Origin of the sequence: Bacillus sp. CH_48 (assembly GCF_038008465.1) — a bacterium.
Taxonomy (GTDB): domain Bacteria; phylum Bacillota; class Bacilli; order Bacillales; family Bacillaceae_G; genus Bacillus_A; species Bacillus_A thuringiensis_S.
Map to the genome: position 1 here is coordinate 3,979,496 of NZ_JBBOZF010000001.1, position 26,654 is coordinate 4,006,149.

Below are 26,654 nucleotides of genomic sequence, written 5' to 3' on the forward strand. Positions count from 1 at the left end.
TGGAATTCGTTTTCATAATGCGGAAAAATAGGGGGATTTATATGTCAAAGTGGCAATCAAAAGAACAATTGATTCAATTATTAAGCAGTCTTGTTGAAATTCCTAGTATTACCGGTTCAGAAGCTGAAGTAATATTGCCAGACTTTGTTGTGGAACAATTATCTGAATTACAGTATTTCAAAGAAAACCCGCATCATTTACAAAAAAATCCGACAGGGGACGGACGATATTTTGTTACAGCACTAGTAAAGAAAAAAGATAGTACAAAAAATACTGTAATTCTAGTAAGTCACTTTGATGTTGTAGATGTACAAGATTACGGAGTGTGGAAAGAAGATGCATTTAATCCTAAAAAGTTAACATCTATGTTTTATTCTCATAAAGATGAACTTCCAGACCATGTGCGTGAAGATATAGAACATGGGGAATGGCTGTTTGGTAGAGGAACAATGGATATGAAATGCGGTCTAGCATTACAAATGGCAATGATTGAACAAGCATGTGAAGGAAGATTCGATGGGAATGTTCTTTTATTGGCTGTACCAGATGAAGAAGTGAATTCTGTAGGGATGAGGGCCGCTGTTCCGGGACTGTTAGATTTAGCTAGAGAGCATAACTTAGATTATAAAACGGTCTTAAACTCAGAGCCTATGTTTTCAAGACATCCTGGTGACCAAAATAAGTATATTTACACTGGCTCTATTGGTAAAGTGTTACCTGGTTTTCTTTGCTATGGAAAAGAGACACATGTAGGTGAACCTTTTGCAGGCTTAAATGGGAGTTATATGGCTTCATTAATAACAGCAGAATTAGAGTTAAACACAGACCTTTGTGATATTGTAGAAGGGGAAGCGAGTCCTCCGCCAACTAACTTACTTCAAAGGGACTTAAAGGAGGATTATTCTGTACAAATTCCGCATCGTGCAGTTACATTATTTAATTTGTTTTTATTAGAAAAATCAATGACAGATGTAGTTTCATTGTTACGTCAAAAAGTAACGAAAGTAGCAGAGAAAATAGAAGAGTCGTATGAAAAACATGCATATCGTTTTTCTAAATATAATCCATTTATACCACCTAATCTCAAAGTAAATGTATTAACGTATGAAGAGCTTATCACATATGCAATTGAGCAACATGGACAAGAAAAAATAAATCATATTCAATCTAATATTATAAAAAATAGAGAAGATAAAGATGATCGTGCGGTAACGATTGATTTAGTAGATAAATTAGCGATTTTATGTAAAGAAAAGGCACCGATGATTGTACTTTTCTTCGCTCCGCCGTACTATCCAGCTGTGAGTTCACGCAACAATCCTTTAATAAAAGAGGTGGTTGTAGAAATGGAAAAGTATGCACACTACAATCATAAGATTACATTTGAAAACCAAAATTATTTTGGGGGGATTTCAGATTTAAGCTATGTAGGCTTGCAGTATCCACTGGATTCAATGAGTTCGCTTGTAGACAATATGCCATTATGGGATAAAGGTTATTCAATTCCGCTTCAGGAATTAGAAGAGTTTGATGTTCCAGTATTAAATATGGGGCCGGTAGGAAAAGATGCACATCAATGGACAGAACGTCTAGATGTAAACTACGCATTTGAAACACTATTAGATATGTTACCGAAATGCATTGAAAAATTATTAGTTTCTAATAAAATTACACAATCACAGTAGGGAATAGGTAAGGGATAAAACAGAACCTTTAAAGAAGATTCGAATTAAATTATTTTAATATAATTAAAAAGCGGAACGGCCAAGCTCAATTTTATATGAGTTTGGCCGTTTATCATGTAGTGGATTTTTAATTAAAATTATGTGAATTCATAGCTAACGTAATCTCTTTTATAGTTTTATTTTTTAGTTTGACCAGATAGTTCAACAGACTTTTGCGTACAACGTTGCATAGCTGAAATAATCGCTGTTCGTAATCCTTTTTCCTCTAATGTTGCTACAGCTTCTATTGTCGTTCCACCAGGAGAACAAACCATATCTTTCAATTCACCTGGATGTATTCCTGTTTCTAGTACCATTTTTGCAGAGCCTAACACAGCTTGAGCAGCGAATTTATATGCTTGATTTCTTGGCATACCATCTAGTACAGCAGCATCTGCCATCGCTTCTATAATCATATATACATAAGCTGGTGAAGAACCACTTACGGATGTGACAACATCCATTAATTTTTCACTTACGATCTCTGTTTGACCAAAACTATTGAAAATGTTTAGTACATCTTCTAAATCTTTTTCTGTCACCATTTCATTAGGGCATAATGCAGACATTCCTTCTCCAACAAGAGCAGGAGTATTAGGCATTACTCTTACAACCTTTAATTTTTTATTAAAGGCATTTTCAGTACTTTCAATACTTTTCCCAGCAGCAATCGTAATGATGATAGCATCGTTTTTGATTACTTCTTTTATTTCATTAATTATTGATGCGTATAGGTCTGGTTTGATTGATAAAATTAAAATATCAGCATTTTTAGCTACTTTATTGTTGTCGGTAGTTGTAGTTAGCCCATATTTTTCACTAGCATTTTTTAAATTAGCAGTGTTTAAATCTGAACAAATAATATGATTTGAAGACACTATCTTTTTGTTTATCATTCCGCCAATCATAGCCATTCCCATATTTCCGCAACCGATGAATCCAATTTGTTTATCCATAATAACTCAATCTTGCTCCTTTTATAATCAATTATATCGGTTTGATATTATTATCTTAGAATAAGAATAACATCCCTGTGCAATATAAAGAAACATTCTAAGAGAATATATTCCTTTTTGCAACACTAAAAGATAAAAATTAATTATATTCGACATTATGTAAATATATACACTATAATGTAAGGTTTTATGTTTATGAATATGAGTTAAACTTATATCATTTTGTATTTTCATTCAGTAGGGAGATAATTTCATACAAGTAACTTGTGGCTCTATTTATTTTTTAAGATACCTCTTGACACCGAATCGAACTATATCGCATAATATAAAAAAATTAGATCGAAAATCGTTGAAGGGAATTAGTACATATGTCTTCTTGCGAAAGAGAGTGGAATTCACCGGCTGAAAGATTCCTCGTATAGAATGTATCGAACCTATCCCTGAGTCTTAAATGAAAGTTTAGGCGTTCGCCTGCGTTATAGGCACCAAGTGGATATCTATGTATATCAATTAAGGTGGTACCGCGGAACAATGACCGTTTCGTCCTTTTTATTTTATTAAGGGCGAAGCGGTCATTTTTATTTTGCTCTTAAATAATTCAGTGCAGCATTGATGAGAATAGATATAGTTGCAAAGTGAATGAAGTGTAAATTATAAAAACTTTGATTTTAGACTTGGGGGATAAAAAAGTGAAAAAACAACGAATTGTTGTAAAGATTGGAAGTAGTTCCTTGGCAGATAGTCATGGAGGCATCTCTACAGAACAGCTTTCAGATCACGTTGCCGCATTGGCTCGGTTGAAAGCTGATGGGCACGAGGTTGTGTTAATTACATCTGGAGCCGTCGCTGCAGGTTTTTCAGCGCTAGGATATCCTAGCAGACCTGTAACGATTAAAGGGAAACAGGCTGCAGCAGCTGTCGGACAAAGTTTGTTAATGCAGGCGTACACGGAGGAATTCCGTAAATATGGCATCGTTACTGCGCAACTTTTGTTGACGAGAAGTGATTTTTCTAGAAAAGAACAGTATAGTAATGCTTACGCTACGTTAGGAGAATTATTAAACCGTTCCGCTCTTCCAATTATTAATGAAAATGATTCCATCTCTTTAGAGGAGCTGACGTTCGGTGATAATGATATGCTGTCAGCTTTAGTAAGCGGGCTTGTTTCGGCGGATATGCTTATGATCTTTACAGATGTGAACGGGTTATATGACAAAAATCCTCAGAAAAATGCGGATGCAAAAAAATATTATTTTCTTCCTGAAGTTACGGAAGAAATTTCTTCTCTTGCAGGAGATGCTGGCTCAAAACTTGGGACTGGCGGTATGAAATCAAAAATCGATGCTGCAAAGACAGCACTCTCTCTTGGTGTGAGTGTATTTATCGGAACGGGACGTGGACAGGAAAAGTTTGTAGATGTTTTGAAGGGTAAGGGTGATGGAACGTATGTCGGTAATGCTCCTCAAAAAGAAATGAAGATGAACAAGCAATGGATTGCCTTGCATTCGCTTGTTAGCGGACAAATTGAAGTAGATGCTGGGGCAGCTACTGCCATCATTCAGCATGGTAAGAGTTTACTTCCAGCTGGTGTTACGAATGTATCAGGATTTTTCCAAGTGGGTGAAGTTGTAGAGGTTGTAACGCAACAAGGGCGCGTAATAGGAAAAGGACAATGCACATATAGTGCAGAGGAACTAAGAGATGTAAAAGGTATGCAAAGCCAAGATATTCAAGTAAGAGGCGAGAGACATAGTTATGAAGTCATCCATAGGGATTATTGGGTTTCACTTTAAAAAGGAGGAAATAAAAATGAATGAAGTGTTGGCAAAGGGGATAAAAGCAAAAGAGGTTGTTAGGGAACTTGTACTAAAATCTACAAATCAAAAAAACGAAGCACTTGCTGCAATTGCTAATCAGTTGATAGTAGAAACAGCTTATATTTTAGAAGAAAACAAACGGGATATTGAAGAAGGTAAGGAGAAAGGATTTTCTGATTCACTCCTTGATCGCCTTTTGCTGAATGAACAGCGAATTGTTGATATGACAGAGGGTATTAAGCAGTTAATTGAATTACGTGATCCTATTGGAGAATGTGTAAGTGCATGGGAACGACCAAATGGACTATCTATTCAGGAGATGCGCGTACCACTTGGTGTTGTCGGAATGATTTATGAGGCAAGACCGAATGTAACTGTTGATGCTGCTACAATTTGTTTAAAAACAGGAAACGCAGTAATACTACGTGGTAGTTCTTCTGCTATCCATTCTAACAAAGCCATCGTTAGCGTTATTCACCGGGCGCTTAAGCAAACTAGCTTGCCTTCAGAAAGTGTACAGCTCATAGAAGATACAACGAGAGATAGTGCAAAACAGCTGTTTACATTGAATGAGTACTTGGATGTTCTTATTCCAAGAGGTGGCAAACAATTAATCGATACTGTTGTGAGAGAAGCGTCTGTTCCAGTACTTGAAACAGGTGCGGGAAATTGTCATATATTCATTGATGAAACAGCGGATAAACAAATGGCATTTAATATTATTATAAATGCAAAAACACAGCGTCCATCTGTATGTAATGCGATTGAAACGATTGTTCTTCATGAGAAGTGGGCAGAGCAATATGGTAGCGAGTTGTTTTCTTCTTTGAAGGAAAGAGGAGTAGAGCTACGCGGTGATAATAAAGCAGTGGCGATTGATACTTCTATCTTACTTGCGACAGAAGAAGACTGGGAAACAGAGTTTTTATCTCTCACACTAGCAGTGAAAGTGGTTTCCACTGTTGAAGAAGCGATTCATCATATAAATACGTATGGATCTATGCATTCTGAAGCGATTATTACTGAAAACGAGGAAAACGTCAGCAAGTTTTTTACTTCTGTAGATGCCGCGGCACTTTATCATAATGCATCGACTCGTTTTACAGATGGATCCGAATTTGGATTCGGAGCGGAAATTGGTATCAGTACGCAAAAATTACACGTAAGAGGACCAATGGGGCTTCCAGCATTAACTTCCACAAAATATGTAATTCGTGGAAATGGACAAATTCGGAGCTAAGAATAACAAAAGACATCCAATTTAATTGAGATGTCTTTTGTTAGTATAATATCCATTTACCATACAAAAAGCCCTACAAGCATAGCGCTTAATAAAGAAACAGCCATCCCGCTAACAAGAAGCTTCCAAACATTTTTACCGATGACTGATGATTTTTCCCCGCCAAATAATGAATTGTAAGTTCCGTAAATCATACCTACTGTACTAAAGTTAGCAAAAGAAGCTAGAAATGTTGTTGCAACCGCAACCGTATGCGGTTGTAGCGACTTTAAGTTTGATTTTAAATCCATCATAGCAACAAATTCATTCGTCGTAATTTTTATTCCCATTAATTCAGCTACATACATAGCATCTTTGCCGGATAAACCGAGTAAAAATGCAAAAGGACTAAAGATAATGGAGAAGATTTTTTGAATTGTTAACCCCGTTACAAAAAAGCCTAAAATCCCATTTAAACATGCTGTTAAAGCTACATACCCAATTACCATGGCTAAAATAACGATAACCATATTCATTCCAACTAACATACTGTTTGAAATAGTAGAAAAGAAATCCTTTTTTTCATGCTTTGAAGGTGTATATACGACATCATCTTCTTTCGTAACTTCCACAGGATTTAATACATTGGCTAAAATTAATGCATTAATACAGTTTAAAGGGATTGCACTGAAAATATATGTAGCTGGTACCATTGATAAATAAGCGCCAAGAATGGATCCGCTAACGCTACTCATACTCATAATTCCAAAAGTCAACAAACGATTTTCTTTTAAAACAGATAATTGATCACGAACAACTGCAAGTGCTTCAGTGTTTCCTAAAAACATCATTTGAATGGAAAAGAAACTTTCTAACTTTGGTAAACGAGAAATCTTTGAAATAACCGCACCTACTTTATCAATAATCCAAGTTAAGATTCCGAAATAAGAAAGAATATCAAAGAACGTGATAACAAAAATGATAGGAAGTAACGCGCTAAAGAAGAAATCAATGTGTGGACTGTCCATAGCGGAAGGAAATGCAAATCGAATTCCTTCATTCGCACATGCCAGTAGCCAACTGAAAAATGACGCAATTTTATTAATGATAATACTGCCTAGCTTTGTGCCCAACATAAACCACGTAATAAAAAGCTCCAATATGATGAGGATTACAATTGGTCTCCATTTTATATGTTTTTTATTAGGCGAACATAAGAAAACGATTAATATGACAACGAAAATCCCTAACATATTTAATATGAAATGCATGTCAACCACTCCTTGAGCTTTATTATTTGTATATAAAAAAGCTCTTATTCTTCTTAATTTAGAATGAATGTGGTTTAATTTATATTTTTGTAAATTCTAAAAAAATAGAAGGTAAAATTCGATAAAAATAGAATTTAATACATAGCAAACAAGGAGGGGATAAAAATGGAGGTCTATCACATAAAGAGTAAAAAGAGGGAAACATACAACGTTCAGGTGAAATATTCGATACTTTTCGAATGTGCACTTGGCATTGCAGCAATTACTCATAAAAGGTTAATTGATACTCTTGAAAAGACTGAAAGTGGATGGAAAGGAATTAGACAATCATTAACAGATGAGATGAGAGAACACTTACAGTTTGTAGAAGAACATAATACGTGGAAAGCATTGCTTCAGTTATTGTATGAAGAGGATTTTCAAGATTTATCGCAGTTTAATTTTAAAATTGATTTACTTTCAGAAGAAGGTTTGAAGTATATATGTTTACCGTTTTTAGGAGAGAAGTACCAAGAAAAAAGAACTTTAGCGGCAAGTGGAAACGTAACTGCAATACATGAACTAATGGAACTGACACAAGAACATCAGTTTTTCTCTACGTATATTCGTTTTATATGTGATGTTGATGTCCAAGTGCTGAAATCTCATTTAATTGCTGTTATGACAGGTTGGTATGAGAGTGTAATTAAGAAAGAGGAAGAAGAAATACTTTCTATATTAAAACGAGATTATGAAGCAAAAAATGAAATGAATAAAAAGATGAAGCCGGAAGAGTTTGTCGAATGGGCGACTGGCGGAGTGAACTATATGCCAGAGCCAAGTGTTCATCACGTACTTCTTATTCCGCAAATGACGTACAGACCGTGGAATATTGAAGCAGATATTGAAGATACGAAAGTATTTCATTATCCAGTTGCGAATGAAAGCATTCATCCTGAAGATTCGTATGAACCGAATTATTTTTTAGTTCAAAAACATAAGGCTCTTGGGGATGAAGCGAGATTGCGAATTGTAAAAATGTTGTTTGAAAAAGAACGTACTTTACAGGAAATAACGGAAAGATTGCAGCTTGGTAAATCGACAGTACACCATCATTTGAAATTGTTACGTGCAGCGAAGTTAGTTGATATACATGACGGAAAGTATGTATTAAGGAAGAAAGCAGTACAGTCGTTAGCAAAAGAATTAGAAGCATTTTTAAATAGATAATATGCAACGAGAATGTACATAAAGGGAGGAATATAAAAGAAAAGTTGGTGTGTGAAATTGAAAAATATATTGAAAAATCGTTCGTTCTTTTTTATGTGGATTGGGAGTGCAATCTCAGAATTAGGAGGGGCTTTCGGAACGTTATGTAATTCAATTCTAGTATATGAGTTAACAGGATCGGAAATGGCTTTAAGTAGTATGTGGCTATTATATTTCATCCCATCACTCATACTGCAATTAATAAGTGGCCCATTTATTGATAAATGGAGCCGGAAGTGGATTATGATTTTTTCACAATGGATACGAGCGTCCGTATTCTTATTACCTTTGATGATGCTAGTTTCGGGTAGTATAGAAGTTTGGCACATTTATGTTGTTCAAATTGTAGTGGGACTTATTACACCTCTTTATACACCTGCGAGTCAGGCGATTACACCGAGCATTGTAAGTCAAGAACAACTTCAAGACGCAAATGCGTACATTGATGGAATGACTCGCCTTATGATGTTTCTTGCGCCAGTATTAGGTGGAGTAGTAATTCATTACATTGGAACAGAATTTACATTATCTTTTGTATGTATTTGTCTATTTGTTAGTGGTGCTTTCTTACTTTATATAAAAGAAAAGAGAACTACAACAGATATAAGAAAAACGTGGCTAGAACAATTTCTTCAAGGTTTTACATATTTTTTTACAAAACCAATCATCGTTTGGCTCGGTATATTTCTTACTTTCGTGCAGTTTGGAGTAGGGGTAACGATGGTTACAAATCTTCCTTATATAAAAGACGAGCTGTCAGCGGGATATGCAGAGTACGGCTATTTCATGGCAGGTTTTCCACTTGGCTACGTAATTGGCTCAGTATTAGTCGGAAAAGTAACATATAAAAGCCGGCGTATACTTATGCTTGGAGGATTGTTTATAGGGGGGCTCACATACATTTCATTAGGGTTCAATCATAGTATTATCATTGCAATAATAATTGAAGTAATAGCAGGGATTTGTATTGCATTTTTTAATGTTCATAACACAACAATATGCCAACAAACTGTGCCTAATAATATGATAGGACAAATATTTTCAGTGCGTTTATTTTTCATACGATCCGCTATGCCGTTAGGTGTGTTAGTAGGGGGGATATTGAGTGAAATGTGGGGAGTAAGAGCGCTATATGTAATCATCGGTGCAATTATATGTGTCACCTCTTTAATAGGAATGTTACTTCCGTATTTCAAATTTTTAGATGAGGCGATAGAAAAGAAATCAGCATAATTCAAAAAATTAAAACTTTACAATTGAAAATAATTATCATAATCAATTATAATAGAAGTATACTAGTATTCGTATTACAAAGAGGGAGTGGGATATATGTTTATCGAAACGAAAACATTTACAGTAAAAGAAGGTACATCAAATATAGTTGTAGAACGTTTCACTGGAGAAGGTATTATTGAAAAATTTGAAGGCTTCATCGATTTAAGTGTTCTCGTGAAAAAAGTAAGACGCGGCGACGAAGAAGTTGTCGTAATGATTCGCTGGGAATCTGAAGAAGCATGGAAAAACTGGGAAACAAGTGAAGAACACTTAGCTGGACATAGAGCGGGCCGTGGTAAACCAAAACCAGATCATATTATTAATGTGGATCATGCGGTTTATTATGTGAAATCATCTAAATCGGCTTATCAACAGTCGTAATATACAAGCAGAGGATACATGTTGTAAAAGCAAACATGTATCCTCTTTTTTATTACTGGGGGATGGGAATGATAGAAAAACTTGCATTCATTACATATGAACAACATAAAAAATTAGTGCAAACAATAGTAGCTGAAATCTTATCTATAGATACGGTAAATGGATGTATGCTGATCGGATCTGTCTCAAGAGGTGATGCATATCCTGATTCGGATTTAGACTTATCTTTGAAACATTTTTTGATTTTCAATTTTTGGAGCAAAAAGGGAAAGCGCTTGTAGTGATGAGTGATGAGAGTGGATTTATACTTGTACTAAGTGATCCAAAAGCATTTAAGGGGAATAGGGAAGTTACGTATCCGGAAGCTTTTCATATTGGTTTTTTAGTGGATACATCAAGTGAAGTGGATCAAGCATATAATCGCTTAGTAGCCGGCGGTATTGAAATAGACAAGGAACCTTATTCGATGCGAGGGAGTAGTTATGGTTTTTATTTTACAGTATTTAATGACTTATTAATTGAAGTGTCTTGTCTTGATTATAGAGAAGGTAAGAAAGTTTCAAAGCTTAATAGTAATCATCAAGAATAATCGTTTGAAGGTGTATATATAGCCCCTTATCCAGTTTGGAAAGGGGCTTGCTTATTTTATTACCTTATTTATCTTACTATTTGTGGATTGATTAAAGTCTCACCTTATTTGTCTATCTGAATTTCAAATTCAAGCACAGCTTGATCTTTCCTAAACGGGATACTGAGTTCTTTAAATCGAAAGCTTATTCCAGACAAATTATCAGGAAGGACAGGAGATACAACGAATTGATGATTCATATGTCCATCAGTGCCGCCACCACCTTCTGACCAGCAATCGTATGTATCATCTATTGATAATTGGAAGAAACTATGAGGCTTATTTTCAATAAAAGCTTCATCCGTGGAATCCCAATCGCTATATAAATAAACTACACTAGCATTTGCATATTGCCGAATAAAAGTTACAGTATACATGACTCCATTATGTTCATAAGTTTTAAAAACAGGTACATGTTTTTTGAAGTCAGTTGGTTCAACGCGAGGTTTAAATTCTTCTTCATCCATCATGGAAGAGAATAATGAGTTTAGATAGTCTGGATAAAATTCGTATTGCTTTGCCCATTTATAAATCGCTTCATCATGTGGAAAACCTGGGTCACCACTTGAAAGTTCTTTTCGTTCTTTTAATAGGGCGCAAATTTTTTCATCAATAGAGTATAAACGTTCATCGTAATGATCGGTAGGGCGTTCGAAAGTCATTCTTCGCATAATCATTCCTCCTTTACTTTATTTTAACAAAAAAGACAGACTAATAAATAGTCTGTCTTTTTACATTAATTCTTCACATCATCATAAAGTTCAAGCGCCTCTTTCACATTTAATCTATTCTTCACAATACCATGTATTGCTTGAATCATCGCAGCTGGGTGCTCGGATTGCCATATGTTACGTCCCATGTCTACTCCAATGGCGCCTTCTTGCAGTGCATTGTACGTAATGTTTAATGCGTCTTCAATTGAATCTAGTTTTGGGCCGCCCGCGATGACGACTGGGGCAGGGCATGTGCTCGTTATTTTTTCGAATCCTTCGCAGTAATACGTTTTAATAATATCAGCACCCATTTCAACACATACGCGGGAAGCGAGTGCTAGAAAGCGAGCTTCACGTTTTTGTAATTCCTTTGCGACTGCGGTAATACCGAGTACTGGCAGGCCGTAATCGTGAGCTTCAGAGACTACGTTTGCGAGATTCGAAACAGTTTGTGTTTCATAGTCTGATCCGACAAAAACAGAGACGCCAACGCCAATTGCGTTTTGCTTCACTGCTTCTTTTACAGGTGTAACAATTGTTTCATTCGCTAAATCTTTACCGACGACAGTAGCTCCGCCAGATACACGCATAACCATCGGTGTACTGCAGTTTTCAGGAATACAGGAGCTAAGTACACCGCGCGTTAAAAAGAGGGAGTCTGTATAAGGAAGTAAGTTTTTTACTGTTTCAAGTGGTTGTTCTAGCCCGTGAATTGGTCCTAAGAAATAACCGTGATCTATGGCTAACATAACCGCTCTACCATCAGGTAAAATTGTATTTAATCGATTTTTAAATCCCCAAGTCATTTGAAATCACTCCTTCGTTAATGTTGGATTTTCCGTTTGTACAGTATCTTTATTTGGTAAATGTGGTGACTTTATAAAAACAGCTTTAAAAGGTTTGTCAGAATGGTTAATTAAATAGTGAGATTCATGAGGGCGAACTTGCAGGACATCACCTTGTTTAATCGGAACTCTTTCGTTATTTACATAGAAGTCTATTTCGCCTTCTAACGCATAAAAAACTTCTTCACACGTTGTATGGTAATGATTTTGAAACTCTTGCCCAGGCTGAATGACAACAAGACCTAGATCAATATTGGGGCCTTGTATTAAATATTTGGGCCCGTTATCACCGAAGCGATAGGAGAAATCATTTTCATTCGCTTTTAACATACAGTTCACTCCTTTATGTAAATGAGTTACAGTGCACCTGGCGCAATCCACATATGTGTTGTAAGTCCTTTATCAGCTAAAGTGAGCTGACTGTTATACACGGTTTTCCATGTTTCATAGAATTCCTTGTATAGCTCGTGATTTTCCGTGATTGGTTCAAATGTATTTTCCCACTGTAAAAATTGTTCGGCAGCCTCTTCCATAGATGTATATATTCCAGCGCCAACTCCAGCAGCAATCGCAGTTCCTAAAGCAGCTGCTTCTTTCACAACTGGTACTTTTACAGGAATGCCGAGTACGTCTGATAGAATTTGTGGCCATAGTTTCCCTTTAGCGGCACCGCCAGCAAAAACAACTTCAGAAGGGAATGTATCAGTAAGATTTTCAATTAGTTTTAAGTTTCCAAGTGTAACGAAGGCCGCATTTTCTTCAATAGCACGGAACAGTTCCTTTTTTCCGCATTTGTCAGCGTCTAAACTTAAATTTAAGAATGAAGGTGCGGCATGACGCCAAGAAATGTAGTTCATAACGTTTGAAAAAGTAGGGATAATACCATATGAACCGACAGGTACGTCTTTCGCTTGTTCTTCTAATAATTCATAAGCGTCTACACCGAGTTTTTCAGCGAGCTTTTTTTCTTCTTGGCAAAAAGCGTCTCGAAACCAGCGCATAACAAGACCAGGGAAAAAAGCGATTGTTTCATATTGCCATAGATTCGAAATGACATGGCAATTTACACGAATCGCAGCATATGGATCTGTAATTGGTTCTGTAATATTTACTTCTTGTTGCCAAAAGCTGCCTCCGCATATTAATGTTTGATTTGGTTTCACGACTCCAGTTCCGAGTGATGCCATTTGAGCATCTCCGCCGCCAGCGACGACAGGAATTCCTGCCAGTAATCCAGTTAATGCTGCACACTCTTTTGTAACGTTTCCGATTACCGTACCAGCCTCATTTACTTTTGGTGAAAATGGCAAAGTTATACCACACTCTTTAGCGACATCGTTATCCCAATTTCTATTTTGTAAATCAAAGATTCCAGACGTACAACCGTTGGAAGGGTCGATTTGCAGTACATCGCTTAATTTATACAAAATCCAATCGTTTAACATCGTAAAGGAGTGGATATTACAATAGATTTCTGGTTCATGTTTTTTAATCCAAAGTAGACGTGGTAAAGCACCTAATGAAAAAGTTTGCCCAGATTTTCTGTATAAATCTTCTTCAAGATGTGAGCGGATTTCTTTTAGCTCACTAACTTCAGCGGATGCACGGCCATCGACATTTGCACATGCCCATATTTCTTGCCCATTTTTATCATATAAAACAAAACCTTCTCGCATACTTGTAGCGCTAATAGCTTGAATAGAAGAAGGAAGTATATTACTTTTTTGTAGAACTTCTTTCGTACACTGTTGTACGAGTTGCCAGTTTGCTTTTACATCAAAATTCATAGAACCGGGGTAACGAGGATCAGTTTTATGAACCCATTCTTTTTGGCTTACTGCAATTTGATTGCCTTGTAAATCAAAAAGAACAGCTCGAATGCTTCCTGTACCAGCATCGAAAGCTAATAAAGTAGACATTAAGAATCACCTTCCTTTCTTAATAAGGAGAGCGCAGTTTCTTCATCAGTAATTAATGTATGAATAAATTTCCCTTTTAAAGCCCCATAAATGGCATCTATCTTTTGAGTACCTCCAGCCACACCAATGACATGCTTCATACTGCGAAGAATCGTAAGTGGTGTGCCAATTAGACGATTATGATGCGAGAGCTCTAATAAATCACCATTCGTATTATAAAACTGTCCTAAAATATCGCCCGCGCCGTTTTGACTTCGAATATATGTCATTTCACGTAGCGTTAATTTTTCTTCTTTTACAATCGTAGCGTCTTGAGATAACCCGCCAATACCGACAACTGCCGTATGTGCAAGTGAAGCGACATGAAGCATATCTTTCACGCTTGGTTCTGATAAAATACTTTGTGCCATTTCAGTAGAAGATGCTAGAAAAGGAGTAGGAATAATATGAAGATCACCTTGCATGTAGTGTAAATAGTTTTGTTTTCTTGGGAGATAGTGGTTTACTCCGCCTGTTAGCGTTACGAATGAAAGATTAATAGAACTTTCAAAATGAATGTTTTCTAGCATTTTACTTATTGTTTCACCCCAGCCGATGCCGAGTAAATCACCTTGTTGGAGATGAGTCTCTAAATATTGTGCAGCGGCTTTTCCGAGAGAAGCGTGATAATTGTCTATTGGAGTAGGGATAATGAAAGCATCTTTTAAGTGGAATTTTTTCATTAGGTCACGCTCAATACTTAAACAGTGTAAACCAGTTCCTTTTACGTGAAATGTAACGATACCTTCACTGCGTGCCTTATCTAATAACCGGACAACTTTATTTCTTGAAATGTGAAGAAGTGAAGCAATTTCCTGTTGTGTTAATTGGTCTTTATAATAGTACCAAGCTACTTTAGTTAATAAATTCTCTTCAAAGTTCAGCTGTGTCATACTCTTCATCCCTTTCAACAATTGACCACTCCTTAAACATATGTGCCACATATTTTGTTTATTCCAGTTGAAACGATTAATTGTACGTAGAAAAAAGTGTTCTAGATATAAAAAAAGGAATATACAATGCTACAAAACAAGTAGAACAAATAATCATTTTCTCAAAAAATGTTCTGGATAAAGGCAGGTGACATCATGTGGAGAACGTACCTTTATTACAAATAAAGAAAATGAGTAAGGCGTTTTTAAATCAACTTGTATTAAAAGAAGTGAACTTACAAGTAGAGCGTGGAGATATATACGCTTTAGTGGGGGGAAATGGCGCCGGGAAATCAACATTAATGAAAATATTAACGGGGTTATATTCGTATGATGATGGAGAGATGTATGTAAAAGGAATGAAGCAACAGTTTTCAAATCCGTCAGAAGCACATAGAAAAGGTATTTATTTAATACCGCAAGAACCACTCATTTTTCCGCATATGACTATTGAAGAAAATATATGTATCGGGTTAAAAGAAAAGAAAAAGAAACTAAGAGTACAGATTCAGCAATTGATTAACAGTCTAGGGTGGGATATTGACCTTTATGAGTTAGGAGCATCATTATCCATTGCGCAGCAACAGTTAGTAGAAATCATTAGAGGATTAATACGAGACGCTGAGATTCTTATTTTAGATGAGCCAACATCGACGTTAACAACTCATGAAATCAAGAGTCTTTTTGTGCTGATGAAAAGTTTGCAAGAAAAAGGAATTGGAATGATATACATTACACATCGTTTTCCGGAAATCTTTGAAATCTCCAATAAAGTAGCGATATTACGTGATGGAACAATCGCGAGTCAAGGGGATATATGTGACTATACATATGACACGCTGATGGAGGGGTTATTGCCAAAAGGATATAAACAGGAAGAAAAAAGAGAAATAGTTCAAGAGACAGAAAGAACGAAAAAAGTATTAGAAGTAGCGAATGTGACTAGTCACACATTCGAGAATATATCATTCACTGTACATGCTGGAGAGATTGTGGGGATTGCTGGCATTGTTGGATCAGGTAGAACGGAATTAGCGGAAGCAATATTTGGATTGGAAGCTATAAAATCAGGCTCTATTTTATTAGAAGGAAAACTAATTGATACATGTCCTTTGCATAAAAGATTAAGCGAAGGGCTCGTTTATGTGCCGGAAGATAGGGCGAGGAATGGAATTTTCTCCATTGTATCTGTCAAAGAAAATATTACTGCAGCATGTTTACTGCAAAATAATCGCTTTTTTATTAACCGAGAAAAAGAAAGCGCTTTAGTAAAGTCGTTTATAGAAAAGTTCCGAATTGTTGTACCAAGTATGAATGAAGAACTTACATCTTTATCGGGAGGTAATCAGCAAAAAGTCGTGCTTGCGAAATATCTTGCATGTAATCCCAAAATCATTATTCTTGATGAACCAACTCGCGGAATTGATGCAAAAGCAAGGCTTGAAGTGTATGAAACGATAGAAAAAATGAAAAGAGAAGGACTCGCCATATTATTCATTTCTTCAGATGTTGAGGAAATCGTCCAATTAGCTAACCGTGTATACGTCATGCGAAATGGTCAATTTGTTTCTCATTTGGAGAAAGAAAAAATAAATGTAGAAGAAGTTACACGTCTTGCATACGGAGGTGTAACGGAATGAAACGCATGTATAAAATGCACGAAACGTCTATCATACTGTTACTACTAATTTATATAGCCATGGTCGGGATAATAAATCCTAGTTTTGTTCAGTTTAACTCGTTATCGTTAATGATGAAATCAAGCGTTATTTTAGTCGTTCTAGCAATTGGCCAATCGTTCGTTTTATTTACGAAAAATATAGACGTATCAGTTGGCTCAATTATGGGATTAAGCGCGGCAGTTTGCGGGATGTTATTAACGAACGGATATAGTGCAGTCTTGTCGATACTTGCTGCTATAATGCTTGGTGCTATTATCGGTTTCATAAACGGGATTGGAGTTGCAAAGTTTCGGGTACCAGCCATTATTATGACATTAGGGATGTTAGGAATTGTTAGAGGTGCAATGTTAATCTTCACAGGCGGGAAGTGGATTGAAGATACTCCAAATAATTTTAAGAAACTTTCATCTATCGTCATACTTGGTCTGCCGATAATTGTATGGGGTGTTCTTATTATTTTATTACTACTATACTTCTTTTTAAGGAAGGTACCATACGGAAGATACTTCTATGCGGTAGGTGACAATGAAGATGGTGCGAGGCTCATTGGGATACCTGTTAATAAAGTAAAGATAAATGCGTTTATTATATCGGGCATAAGTGCGGCAATCGCTGGTTGCATATTTGTTATGAATATCGGGTTCGTTCCAAATCAAACTGGTACAGGAATAGAACTACAGGTGATCGCAGCTGCTGTGCTAGGAGGAATTCATCTAAAAGGAGGAACCGGTTCTATATTTGGAGCCGCATTAGGAGCATTATTTTTAGAAGCGATAAGCAGTTCACTCGTCTTTTTAAAAATACCAGCATTTTGGAATAATGCTATTTCGGGTTTTTTACTATTACTTATTATCATACTAGATAGTGTCATGAAGAAGTGGAAAGTAGAGAGGAGGATGAATCTATGAAGTATTTTTACAGATGGGAAGGTGTTCTAATCGTATTACTTCTTATAGAATTCATTCTCTTTAGTTTTATAAATCGTGATTTTTTAAATATTAGTAATCTCCTTTTTAGTACAAATGATTTTCTGTTTATAGCAATCGCAGCGATTCCAATGACTTTCGTTATTGTAACAGGAGGAATTGACGTATCTGTAGGATCTATTATGGGGCTAACTTCGATTTTAATTGGTGTACTTTGGATGAATGGGATTCATATTTTATTAGCAGTAATAATGGCACTTATAGTCAGTTGCTTAGCAGGAGCTTTAAATGGATTCATTATAAAAATGACAGATGTAGAACCACTAGTTGTTACACTCGGAACGATGTTTTTATATGGAGGAATTGCACTCGTCATTTCAGGAGGGGCGGGTGCTTCTGGATATGAAGGGATAAGTGGTTTACCTGATGCTTATGTACAACTAGCAAATGGTAGTTTTATAGGAATACCTAACTTATTATGGCTTCTTATCGCATTAACAATTGTATGCACGATTTTGTTTCACCGAACGATATATGGACGCCACGTACAATTAACAGGAGCGAACGAAAATACAGCAAAATACACCGGGATTCAGACGAAGAAAGTAGTAATCATTGCTTACATACTTTCTGGGTTAGGAGGTGGATTAGGGGGTGCTTTCTTAACTGCATATTTCGGTTCCGCACGTGCTGATATGGGAAGTGAAACAATATTACCGATCATTACAGCAGTCGTATTAGGTGGGACACTTATTACAGGGGGAAAAGGTAGTATTTTCGGTACAGTACTGGCAAGTATTTTTATAGGCCTTATGCAATATGGCCTACAAATGACAGGTTTAACAAATGAACAATCAAATGTAGTAATAGGTATTATCCTTATTCTTTCAGTTATTATGAGACATTTCAAATTACATCAATTCTTAGCAGGGAAAAGACGGAATTTGCATAAGGGGGAAATGTCATGAAGAGAAAACTAGGGATTGTATTGATCGTATGTATTTGTTTAATTGGTTTAATCGCTTGTTCCAGTCAAACGGCAGATAAGAAAAAAGCAGATGATGTGAAATTTGCATTTATCCCGAAATTAACTGGAGTTGGCTTCTTTACATCGGGCGGTGAAGGAGCAAAGGAGATGGGAGATAAGCTAGGCGTACAAGTGAAATATGATGGGCCGTCTGAAGCGAGTGTATCAGGGCAAGTAAAGTATATAAATAATTTCATTAATCAAAACTATGATGCACTTATGGTTTCCTCTACATCAGTTGATGGTTTATCGCAATCACTGCAGCGTGCTAAGAAAAAAGGAATGACTGTCTTAACGTGGGATTCTGATGTGAATCCGAAAGACCGTTCTTTTTATATAAGTCAAGGGACACCAGACCAACTTGCTAACTTATTAATTGAAATGACTTCCAAGCAAATTGGAGATAAAGGAAAAGTAGCTTTCTTTTATTCTAGTCCAACAGTAACGGATCAAAACCAATGGGTAACGAAAGCGAAAGAAATTATTAAAAAGAAATATCCGAACTGGGAAATTGTAACGACGCAGTACGGTGAAAATAATGCGCAAAAATCGTTATCAGTAGGGGAGAACATATTAAAAACGTATCCAGATATTAATGCAGTCATTTGCCCGGATGCAACGGCACTACCAGCGATGGCACAAGCAGCTGAAAACTTGAAAATGGATAAAAAAGTTGTTGTAACTGGCTTCTCTACACCAAACGTTATGCGTGATTACGTAAAACGAGGAACAGTACAACAATTTGGATTATGGGATGTAAAACAACAAGGTGCACTCGCAACGTATGTAGCAAATGAAATAGTAGTAAAAGGGAAGAAGTTAAAAGTAGGGGATAGTTTTGAAGTAAAAGGAATCGGAAAAGTGAAAGTAGAGCCAAACTCCATCCAAGGTTATGATTATGAGGCAGAAGGAAATGGAATTATTGTATTGCCAGAGCGGGTTGTATTTACGAAAGAGAATATTGATAAATATAATTTCTAGTAACGAAAAAACGTCCGAATATATCGGACGTTTTTTATTTCTTCATTAGTTATGAACTGTTTCTTTTTCATTTAATCCAAGCGTACGACCTGTAGAGGTGTGTAGGTCTTGGAACAACCTTGGATTTTCAGTTAGTGAAATGCCATATGAAGGAATCATTTCTTTTATTTTTTCTTCCCATTCTACCATGCGGCTTGGGAAACATTTTTCTAATACTTCAAGCATGACGTGAACAGCAGTAGAAGCACCTGGTGATGCGCCTAGTAATGCGGCGATTGAGCCGTCAGCTGCACTTACTACTTCTGTACCAAATTGAAGTGTTCCTTTACCGCCAGCATCAGTATCTTTAATTACTTGTACACGTTGTCCAGCAACTACAATATCCCAATCTTCACTTTTCGCGTTCGGAATGAATTCGCGTAATTCTTCCATGCGTTTTTCGTGCGATAACATAACTTGCTGAATTAAGTATTTTGTAAGTCCCATTTCTTTTACACCAGCAGCTAACATCGTTAAGACGTTATTCGGTTTTACAGAACCGATTAAGTCAAGATTTGAGCCAGTTTTTAAGAATTTAGGTGAGAACCCTGCGAATGGTCCGAATAATAAAGCTTTTTTATTATCTATATATCTCGTATCAAGGTGAGGTACAGACATTGGCGGAGCGCCAACTTTAGCTTTACCGTATACTTTCGCATGATGTTGCTCTACAACTTTTTGGTTTTTACATACCATAAATAGTCCACTTACTGGGAATCCACCGATATGCTTTGATTCAGGGATACCAGTCTTTTGAAGTAGAGGTAGACTACCGCCACCACCGCCAATAAAGACGAATTTAGCAGTATGATGCTCAATTTTACCACTATTCATATCGTGTACTTTCACTTCCCACAAACCATTTTTCGTGCGCTTAATATTTTCAACACTATGCTTGTAGTTTAGCTCGACATTTTTCGTTTTTAAGTAATCAAACAACATACGTGTTAATGCACCGAAGTTAACATCTGTTCCAGAGTCAATCTTCGTTGCCGCCATCGGTTCATTAGATGTACGGCCTTCCATAATGAGTGGAAGCCATTTTTTTAATGTTTCAGGAGCGTCGGAAAATTCCATTCCTTGAAACAGTGGATTTTTTGAAAGCGCTTCAAAACGGTTTTTTAGGAACTCAACATTTTTTTCCCCTTGTACTAAACTCATATGAGGTAGTGGCATAATAAAATCTTGTGGATTACGAATTAATTTGCTTTTTACAAGATATGCCCAAAATTGTCTTGAAAGCTGGAATTGCTCATTCACTTTTACAGCCTTACCAATATCTATAGATCCGTCAGATTTTTCGGAAGTATAGTTCAGTTCGCATAGCGCAGAATGCCCTGTACCTGCATTATTCCATTCGTTAGAGCTTTCTTCCCCGGCACTTGCGAGTTTTTCAAAAACTTTAATTTCCCATTCAGGTGCTAATTCTTTTAGTAATGAGCCTAACGTTGCACTCATAATTCCTGCACCAATTAAGATAACGTCTGTTTTTTGCTGCATGTTGCTCATGATAATCTCTCCATCCCCTATATTGGCAAAAAAGTGTAGGTGTTTTCTATGTCTAAGCCGTAAAAGAGAAACACCGCCTAGGCCCCACCTAGGTGTATACCTTTTTTGTCTCAATTATATAACCATCTCATACTCTATTATAATAATTAATAGACTAAAATATCTAGTGTTATCTGATAATTTTAAACTATTTAACGTTTTATTCGCTAAAAATCTTATTTAACAAGCTCTTTTAAGGTGGTAAATAGAAAAAAATTACAGTTTGAAATTATCTCGAAAAAGCTTACGTATCCTTAAGTGACTAAATCGAGTACCTTTTTATGGGATTATTCTTTCTGTAATGGTAAGATTATTCTGAAAAATAAAAAGGAGGGACTCTAATGTGTACAAAAGAACAAATTTCAAACTTATTTCGAAACTTTTCAATAAAGGAATGTAAAGGGTCAAGTGATTTATATGAATATTTATCAATGAAAATTGCTGAAGATGAGGAAGTACTTACACTATCGTCCTATGCTCAGGTAGGTCAACCAGTCCCAAACTTACTATTAGGTGCAGTACATTATTTATTGCTAGCAGGGAAAGAACATCATTTAAAAACGTATTATAGTAGTTTAGTTGAAAATGCTGATACAAATTTAGATAAAGCTTTTAATCATTTTAAAGATTTCTGTAAAGAGTACCGAGAAGAAATCATTACTTTGTTACAAACGAAACTCGTTCAAACAAATGAAGTAAGACGGTGCGCATACTTATACCCAAGTTTCTGCTACATATTTAACAAAGTGAAGAAGCCGTTAGCGTTAATTGAAATTGGGACAAGTTCTGGGTTGCAACTGTTCTGGGACCAATATAGTTATTCGTACGGGACGGATGAAATGTACGGAAATATAAATTCAAATGTGCATGTAACTTCTGAAATAAGAGGGGAGAATGTACCGCATTTTCTAAAAGAAAGCCCATCTGTCGTAGAAAGAATCGGACTGGACTTACATGTGAATGATTTACATAATGAGGAAGATTATTTATGGTTACGTGCTTTAATTTGGCCAGAACATAAAGAAAGGCTTGAGATGTTTGATCAAGCTGCATCTTTAGTGAAAAATGAATCTGTCCAATTCATAGAAGGAGACGGTGTAGAGCTATTATCATCTATTATTGAACAAATAAGTGAAGAAGCTGTTATTTGTATTTTCCATACACACGTTGCAAATCAAATACCAGAACAAGTAAAACATAAGTTAGAAAAACAAATACAAGAAATTGGCGCAAAACGTGATGTATTCCACCTTTATAACAACATGTGGGATCGTGACCTTCATATTGATTATTATATTAACGGAAACGAATATCGTGAAACGGTTGGAGAAACAGAAGGGCATGGGAAATGGTTTAGCTGGAAGATTGGAAATGAGACGCCTATTTAGATTAATAGGGGTGCCCTCACTTGTAAAAGGTGGGGCCATAGGCTCAATCATGGACTAAATGGTTAAGGAATAAATTTATTAGTAACATACAAAAAATGCTTCGGAGAAATCCTAAGCATTTTTTGTATTACATTTAAACCCCATAATGGATCATGTACTTCTGTTCTGCTGTAGCTTGTTCAATTTTTGAAGCTAACTCAATCAGCTCATCAGAATTTTTGAAGAACTTTGAAGATGTAACTGTTTCATAGAATATTGCTAATGATTCAGGCGGGATAATTGTAATACCGTAATAAGCTAAACCGTATTCCTGATTTTTGACTGTATGAAAGTAGGTTTTCATAATTGATAAATTTCGATTTAAGCTACTGATAATATCATCATCAACAGAAATACAATGATATTTCTCTGGTGTATAATCTTCGTAATTTTTTTGAGAAGTAAAATCGTCAATTATTCCAAAATCATGGACACATGCCATCATTATCATCCTTTCAATTTTAATAAAGTGAGTTCTATTAAAGTAAAATGGTCATTCGTTTAAGTGTAATAGAAATAGTTATGTAGTTCATAAAATATCTTCGGTTCTTCTTCGTAAAAACAGTTTAATTATTAATAAACTCATCAGGAGCCCAAGTGGCGATTTCATTCCCAGGTGCAGCTACTACAAGCCATTGCTCACATAGGACACCAGCTTGCCAACATTCATAATAATCATGAAAACCATTTACAAAAATAATTTGTCCACTATCTAATGTAATAATTAAATGAGGGCTTTCTAAGCCAAGTTGTATATCGGTAACTTTTTGTCTTCTTATCTTAAATATTCTTTCATATTCTTCTTCCCCAGAATAAACTTCAAATTCATCTTCATTTAATGGGTATCTTTTTTGAGGTTTATTAAATAAACACCATTTTGATTCGATATTGATATATAATTGTCCGTCATAATCAACTGAGTTGTGAAAGTTTGTGAAATGAATCTTTATAGCGCCTGGAGAAATACCAAATTGTAATCCATCAACTTGTGATCCGATGAATAGATTTTTCAACACTTTTTCAGCGTGAATTTTATCCTCTTTATTCATTCTTGAAATCCTCCTTTTCTTAAAAATATACTTTATCTTTTTATTGTAATAAATAAATTTTCATGTGAAATGAACCTTTTGTGAAAAACGAGCGAATATATTGTGAAAGATCATGAGAAGGGGTTGTAATGTTGGATGAAGTAAAATTGAAAGAATGGCTATAGAGTTTACTTTACTGTTAAAGTATTTCATATAAAAATCACGCATTCATTCTAAGTCATTTACCCAAATTGCGATATGTTCAATTTTCATAGGTTTCATCCATCCTATCTGTAGCAATTAGGCTTCCACTGTATTAAGTTTGCATTTGCATTGCAACAATTTTGCTTTGGTGTTAAAGCTAGTTGTTAATTTTTGATTATGTACGTACATACAATATGTAATTAAGTGAATGATCAACATAGTAATTACAGAAAAGGGTGAATGAAGCATATGAATCAATTTGAGCAAATGATGTACGTTGGTGTCATCATGTCTATTGTACTATCCGTTATGATTTTAGGGTCCTTATATTATAATCCTCGACTTTCATTAACTGATTATCCGAAAGATATTCAAAAAGTAGTTTTTCCAAAATCGATTCATGAAAAAAAGCAAACCATTTACTTTAATATTGTATATAATGCTATTCTTTTCAGTTGTCCTTTCGTTTCTACATATATATTACATAAGCATGAAAAATTATTATATATTGATGCTTATTTACACACTTTTGGTATTTTAATGATTTTCAATTTAGTAGATTTACTTATAATTGATTGGCTAATTTTTTGCTGGATTACTCCAAGGTTTGTTGTGATTCCTAGTACAGAAGGAATGAAGGGATATAAAGATTATAAGTTTCATTTAAGAGGTGCTATAGTCGCTACTAAAATTTTAGCAATCGTAAGTTTATTTTTGGCGGGAATTGCAACAACTATTTAGTGTGAAGAAGGGCATGAAGCTTTTATAAAAGATAAGGATATTTATAATATATAGAATTAGAAATAAGAATTTGATAGTATTGGAGTAAGGAGTTTTAATAACAGTATATTAAACAATATTAATATACTGTTGCAAATGTTTTGATATTATGTAAAATTATACAATTTTACAGAGGCATTTGATAAAATTCAAAAAATATAATGGAGGCTAATATGAAAAAAGTAATTGGCGCAGCAACAGCAACTATTTTTGGATTGGGGGCATTTACCACAACTGCTACCGCAGAAACAATCGTAACAGCAGATGTACTTAACGTACGTGAAAAACCGACTACAGAATCAAAAGTGGTCGAAAAAGTAAAGAATGGGCAAGAGTTAAAAGTCATCAATACCGAAGATGGTTGGTCAAAAATTGAATTGAACGGTAAAGAAGTGTTTGTAAGTTCGGAGTTTACAAAAGATGTGTATCATGTAACGGCGAATTTGTTAAATGTACGTACCGAAGCAAACACAGAATCAGAAATTCTTGGCAGACTGAAAAAAGATGATGTAATTGAATCAACGCATCAAGTAAAAGACGGATGGCTGCAATTTGAGTATAAAGGAAAAACAGCTTATGCAAACGTTTCTTTCCTATCAAGTACAGCACCAACTGAAAAGAAAACTGAAGAGAAAATGAAGCAAGTAGCGAAAGTACAAAAATCAGTTAAAGAAAAGAAAGAAGTAAAGACGCAGAAAGTAGCAAAAGCGAAAGAAACAACGAAAGCACAAGAAATAGTAAAGCCTAAAGAAGAGGCGAAAGTATCAGAGAAAGTAAAAGTTAAGGAAGAACCGAAAGTGCAAGAAATAGTAAAGCCTAAAGAAGAGGCAAAAGTCAAAGAAGAAGTAAAAGTTAAAGAAGAACCGAAAGCGCAAGAAATAGTAAAGCATAAAGAAGAGGCAAAAGTCAAAGAAGAAGTAAAAGTTAAAGAAGAACCGAAAGCGCAAGAAATAGTAAAGCATAAAGAAGAGGCAAAAGTCAAAGAAGAAGTAAAAGTTAAAGAAGAACTGAAAGCGCAAGAAATAGTAAAGCATAAAGAAGAGGCAAAAGTCAAAGAAGAAGTAAAAGTTAAAGAAGAAGAATGAAAGCGCAAGAAATAGTAAAGCATAAAGAAGAGGCAAAAGTCAAAGAAGAAGTAAAAGTTAAAGAAGAAGAAAAAGTGCAAGAAATAGCAAAAGCTAAAGAAGAAGAAAAAGCAAGAGAAATAGCAAAAGCTAAAGAAGAAGAGAAAGCAAGAGAAATAGCAAAAGCTAAAGAAGAAGAAAAAGCAAGAGAAATAGCAAAAGCTAAAGAAGAAGAAAAAGCAAGAGAAATAGCAAAAGCTAAAGAAGAAGAGAAAGCAAGAGAAATAGCAAAAGCTAAAGAAGAAGAGAGAGCGAAAGAAGTATCAAAAAACAACATAGAGTCTGCTAAACGTGAATTAACGGTAGTAGCGACAGCGTATACTGCTGATCCAAGTGAAAATGGTACATATGGTGGACGCGTTTTAACTGCGATGGGGCATGATTTAACGGCAAATCCGAATATGAGAATTATCGCAGTTGACCCGAAAGTAATCCCATTAGGATCTAAAGTATGGGTGGAAGGTTATGGAGAAGCTATCGCTGGTGATACTGGAAGCGCAATTAAAGGTAATCGTATTGATGTATTAATGGGTTCAAAAAGTAAAGCTATGAATTGGGGAAGACAAACTGTTAAAGTGAAAATTTTATAGTAACTATAATGATCCAAATAGAAGTCAGTTCTCTTTATTGAGGCTGGCTTTTATTTTTTTAGTAGAAGTATAATAGGATTTTTAAATGGCTTACTAATAAACCTGTAATAAAACATAAAAATTGTCTCATGTTTAGAAAAACTATTAAGAATGAGGTAAGGAAGTAGAACAGAAGGTTATTGAGAAGTAGAGAAGAATAGTATGTTGCTACAATTACACAAGATATCGAGGAACGCGGACTTATTTCAGTAGTTGATTTCCAGTTTGGGGAAATGAATATCTATTTTTATTTATGTCAAGATTGTTCTGTAATGAAGACCGAGATACAAGG

23 protein-coding genes, 2 pseudogenes and 1 other annotated feature are annotated in these 26,654 nt (G+C 35.5%); of the genes and pseudogenes, 15 read left to right on the forward strand and 10 right to left on the reverse strand.

Features of this window, described 5'->3' with window-relative positions; genetic code table 11:
- The first annotated feature begins 17 nt into the window (after positions 1–17).
- Positions 18–1,685 carry a M20/M25/M40 family metallo-hydrolase gene (locus N2V92_RS19965; protein WP_003278770.1) on the forward strand — a complete coding sequence of 556 codons (1,668 nt, stop codon included), beginning with the start codon at positions 18–20 and terminating at the stop codon, positions 1,683–1,685.
- Positions 1,686–1,861: 176 nt separating this feature from the next.
- Here the strand turns inward: N2V92_RS19965 and proC are convergent, their stop codons facing one another.
- On the reverse strand, positions 1,862–2,680 hold the full coding sequence (proC, locus tag N2V92_RS19970; RefSeq protein WP_000360720.1) for a pyrroline-5-carboxylate reductase: 819 nt from the start codon (positions 2,678–2,680) through the stop codon (positions 1,862–1,864).
- 340 nt (positions 2,681–3,020) lie between these two features.
- Positions 3,021–3,231, forward strand: a binding site (T-box leader).
- Between the two features lie 138 nt (positions 3,232–3,369).
- On the opposite strand from proC, the gene proB reads away from it, so the two are divergent.
- Positions 3,370–4,473 (forward strand): glutamate 5-kinase, encoded by a 1,104-nt coding sequence (proB, locus tag N2V92_RS19975; RefSeq protein WP_042598170.1) that lies wholly within the window; start codon positions 3,370–3,372, stop codon positions 4,471–4,473.
- 16 nt (positions 4,474–4,489) lie between these two features.
- Positions 4,490–5,737, forward strand: a complete 1,248-nt coding sequence (locus N2V92_RS19980; protein WP_044798023.1) for a glutamate-5-semialdehyde dehydrogenase — start codon at positions 4,490–4,492, stop codon at positions 5,735–5,737.
- Between the two features lie 56 nt (positions 5,738–5,793).
- Here N2V92_RS19980 and N2V92_RS19985 read toward each other — a convergent pair whose 3' ends face one another.
- Positions 5,794–6,987, reverse strand: a complete 1,194-nt coding sequence (locus N2V92_RS19985; RefSeq protein WP_042598027.1) for a NupC/NupG family nucleoside CNT transporter — start codon at positions 6,985–6,987, stop codon at positions 5,794–5,796.
- Between the two features lie 165 nt (positions 6,988–7,152).
- Here N2V92_RS19985 and N2V92_RS19990 point away from each other — a divergent pair, with 165 nt between their 5' ends.
- From N2V92_RS19990 to N2V92_RS20010, 5 genes and pseudogenes are all read left to right on the forward strand, one after another.
- A complete protein-coding gene (locus tag N2V92_RS19990; RefSeq protein ID WP_000454537.1) occupies positions 7,153–8,196 on the forward strand; it encodes an ArsR/SmtB family transcription factor in 1,044 nt (347 codons plus the stop codon).
- 51 nt (positions 8,197–8,247) lie between these two features.
- Positions 8,248–9,468, forward strand: a complete 1,221-nt coding sequence (locus tag N2V92_RS19995) for an MFS transporter (protein WP_000769169.1) — start codon at positions 8,248–8,250, stop codon at positions 9,466–9,468.
- Between the two features lie 96 nt (positions 9,469–9,564).
- Complete coding sequence (hmoA, locus tag N2V92_RS20000) at positions 9,565–9,891, forward strand: heme-degrading monooxygenase HmoA (RefSeq protein ID WP_000469498.1); 327 nt, start codon at positions 9,565–9,567, stop codon at positions 9,889–9,891.
- A gap of 68 nt (positions 9,892–9,959) precedes the next feature.
- Positions 9,960–10,112 (forward strand): annotated as a pseudogene (locus N2V92_RS20005) (nucleotidyltransferase); the annotation flags it as partial.
- Between the two features lie 2 nt (positions 10,113–10,114).
- Positions 10,115–10,480 (forward strand): VOC family protein, encoded by a 366-nt coding sequence (locus N2V92_RS20010; RefSeq protein WP_042598029.1) that lies wholly within the window; start codon positions 10,115–10,117, stop codon positions 10,478–10,480.
- Between the two features lie 104 nt (positions 10,481–10,584).
- Here N2V92_RS20010 and N2V92_RS20015 read toward each other — a convergent pair whose 3' ends face one another.
- From N2V92_RS20015 to N2V92_RS20035, 5 genes are all read right to left on the reverse strand, one after another.
- Entirely contained in the window at positions 10,585–11,190 is a 606-nt protein-coding gene (locus N2V92_RS20015) for a hypothetical protein (RefSeq protein WP_042598031.1), read from the reverse strand.
- A 65-nt stretch (positions 11,191–11,255) separates the two neighbouring features.
- Positions 11,256–12,038: a 3-hydroxy-5-phosphonooxypentane-2,4-dione thiolase gene (lsrF, locus tag N2V92_RS20020; protein WP_000219780.1), complete on the reverse strand. Its 783-nt coding sequence runs from the start codon at positions 12,036–12,038 to the stop codon at positions 11,256–11,258.
- Between the two features lie 6 nt (positions 12,039–12,044).
- Positions 12,045–12,407 (reverse strand): cupin domain-containing protein, encoded by a 363-nt coding sequence (locus N2V92_RS20025; protein ID WP_000909986.1) that lies wholly within the window; start codon positions 12,405–12,407, stop codon positions 12,045–12,047.
- Positions 12,408–12,433: 26 nt separating this feature from the next.
- On the reverse strand, positions 12,434–13,996 hold the full coding sequence (gene lsrK / locus N2V92_RS20030) for an autoinducer-2 kinase (RefSeq protein ID WP_000105712.1): 1,563 nt from the start codon (positions 13,994–13,996) through the stop codon (positions 12,434–12,436).
- Complete coding sequence (locus tag N2V92_RS20035) at positions 13,996–14,946, reverse strand: sugar-binding transcriptional regulator (protein ID WP_000677766.1); 951 nt, start codon at positions 14,944–14,946, stop codon at positions 13,996–13,998. The genes lsrK and N2V92_RS20035 overlap by 1 nt, the downstream gene beginning before the upstream one ends.
- A 179-nt stretch (positions 14,947–15,125) precedes the next feature.
- Between N2V92_RS20035 and N2V92_RS20040 the strand changes: the two genes are divergently transcribed.
- From N2V92_RS20040 to lsrB, 4 genes are read left to right on the forward strand one after another with little or no spacing between them, the layout of a single operon-like run.
- Positions 15,126–16,607: a sugar ABC transporter ATP-binding protein gene (locus tag N2V92_RS20040; RefSeq protein WP_000432601.1), complete on the forward strand. Its 1,482-nt coding sequence runs from the start codon at positions 15,126–15,128 to the stop codon at positions 16,605–16,607.
- On the forward strand, positions 16,604–17,557 hold the full coding sequence (locus N2V92_RS20045) for an ABC transporter permease subunit (RefSeq protein WP_000827677.1): 954 nt from the start codon (positions 16,604–16,606) through the stop codon (positions 17,555–17,557). The genes N2V92_RS20040 and N2V92_RS20045 overlap by 4 nt, the downstream gene beginning before the upstream one ends.
- Complete coding sequence (locus N2V92_RS20050; RefSeq protein WP_000873534.1) at positions 17,554–18,543, forward strand: ABC transporter permease; 990 nt, start codon at positions 17,554–17,556, stop codon at positions 18,541–18,543. Before N2V92_RS20045 ends, N2V92_RS20050 begins: the two co-directional genes overlap by 4 nt.
- The gene (lsrB, locus tag N2V92_RS20055) at positions 18,540–19,583 is read left to right on the forward strand and encodes an autoinducer 2 ABC transporter substrate-binding protein LsrB (RefSeq protein WP_000823653.1); all 1,044 of its coding nucleotides are present in this window, start codon (positions 18,540–18,542) and stop codon (positions 19,581–19,583) included. Before N2V92_RS20050 ends, lsrB begins: the two co-directional genes overlap by 4 nt.
- Before the next feature lie 45 nt (positions 19,584–19,628).
- On the opposite strand, the gene N2V92_RS20060 is transcribed toward lsrB, so the two are convergent.
- Positions 19,629–21,131 carry a malate:quinone oxidoreductase gene (locus N2V92_RS20060; protein WP_000069147.1) on the reverse strand — a complete coding sequence of 501 codons (1,503 nt, stop codon included), beginning with the start codon at positions 21,129–21,131 and terminating at the stop codon, positions 19,629–19,631.
- Between the two features lie 380 nt (positions 21,132–21,511).
- Between N2V92_RS20060 and N2V92_RS20065 the strand changes: the two genes are divergently transcribed.
- Positions 21,512–22,558, forward strand: a complete 1,047-nt coding sequence (locus N2V92_RS20065) for a DUF2332 domain-containing protein (protein WP_042598033.1) — start codon at positions 21,512–21,514, stop codon at positions 22,556–22,558.
- A 133-nt stretch (positions 22,559–22,691) separates the two neighbouring features.
- On the opposite strand, the gene N2V92_RS20070 is transcribed toward N2V92_RS20065, so the two are convergent.
- On the reverse strand, positions 22,692–23,042 hold the full coding sequence (locus N2V92_RS20070; RefSeq protein ID WP_025117865.1) for a hypothetical protein: 351 nt from the start codon (positions 23,040–23,042) through the stop codon (positions 22,692–22,694).
- A 121-nt stretch (positions 23,043–23,163) separates the two neighbouring features.
- Complete coding sequence (locus N2V92_RS20075) at positions 23,164–23,646, reverse strand: hypothetical protein (RefSeq protein ID WP_042598036.1); 483 nt, start codon at positions 23,644–23,646, stop codon at positions 23,164–23,166.
- A 432-nt stretch (positions 23,647–24,078) separates the two neighbouring features.
- Here N2V92_RS20075 and N2V92_RS20080 point away from each other — a divergent pair, with 432 nt between their 5' ends.
- Entirely contained in the window at positions 24,079–24,570 is a 492-nt protein-coding gene (locus N2V92_RS20080; protein WP_001071239.1) for a hypothetical protein, read from the forward strand.
- 212 nt (positions 24,571–24,782) lie between these two features.
- Positions 24,783–26,323, forward strand: a pseudogene (gene entB, locus N2V92_RS20085) (cell wall-binding protein EntB).
- Positions 26,324–26,654: the final 331 nt, after the last annotated feature.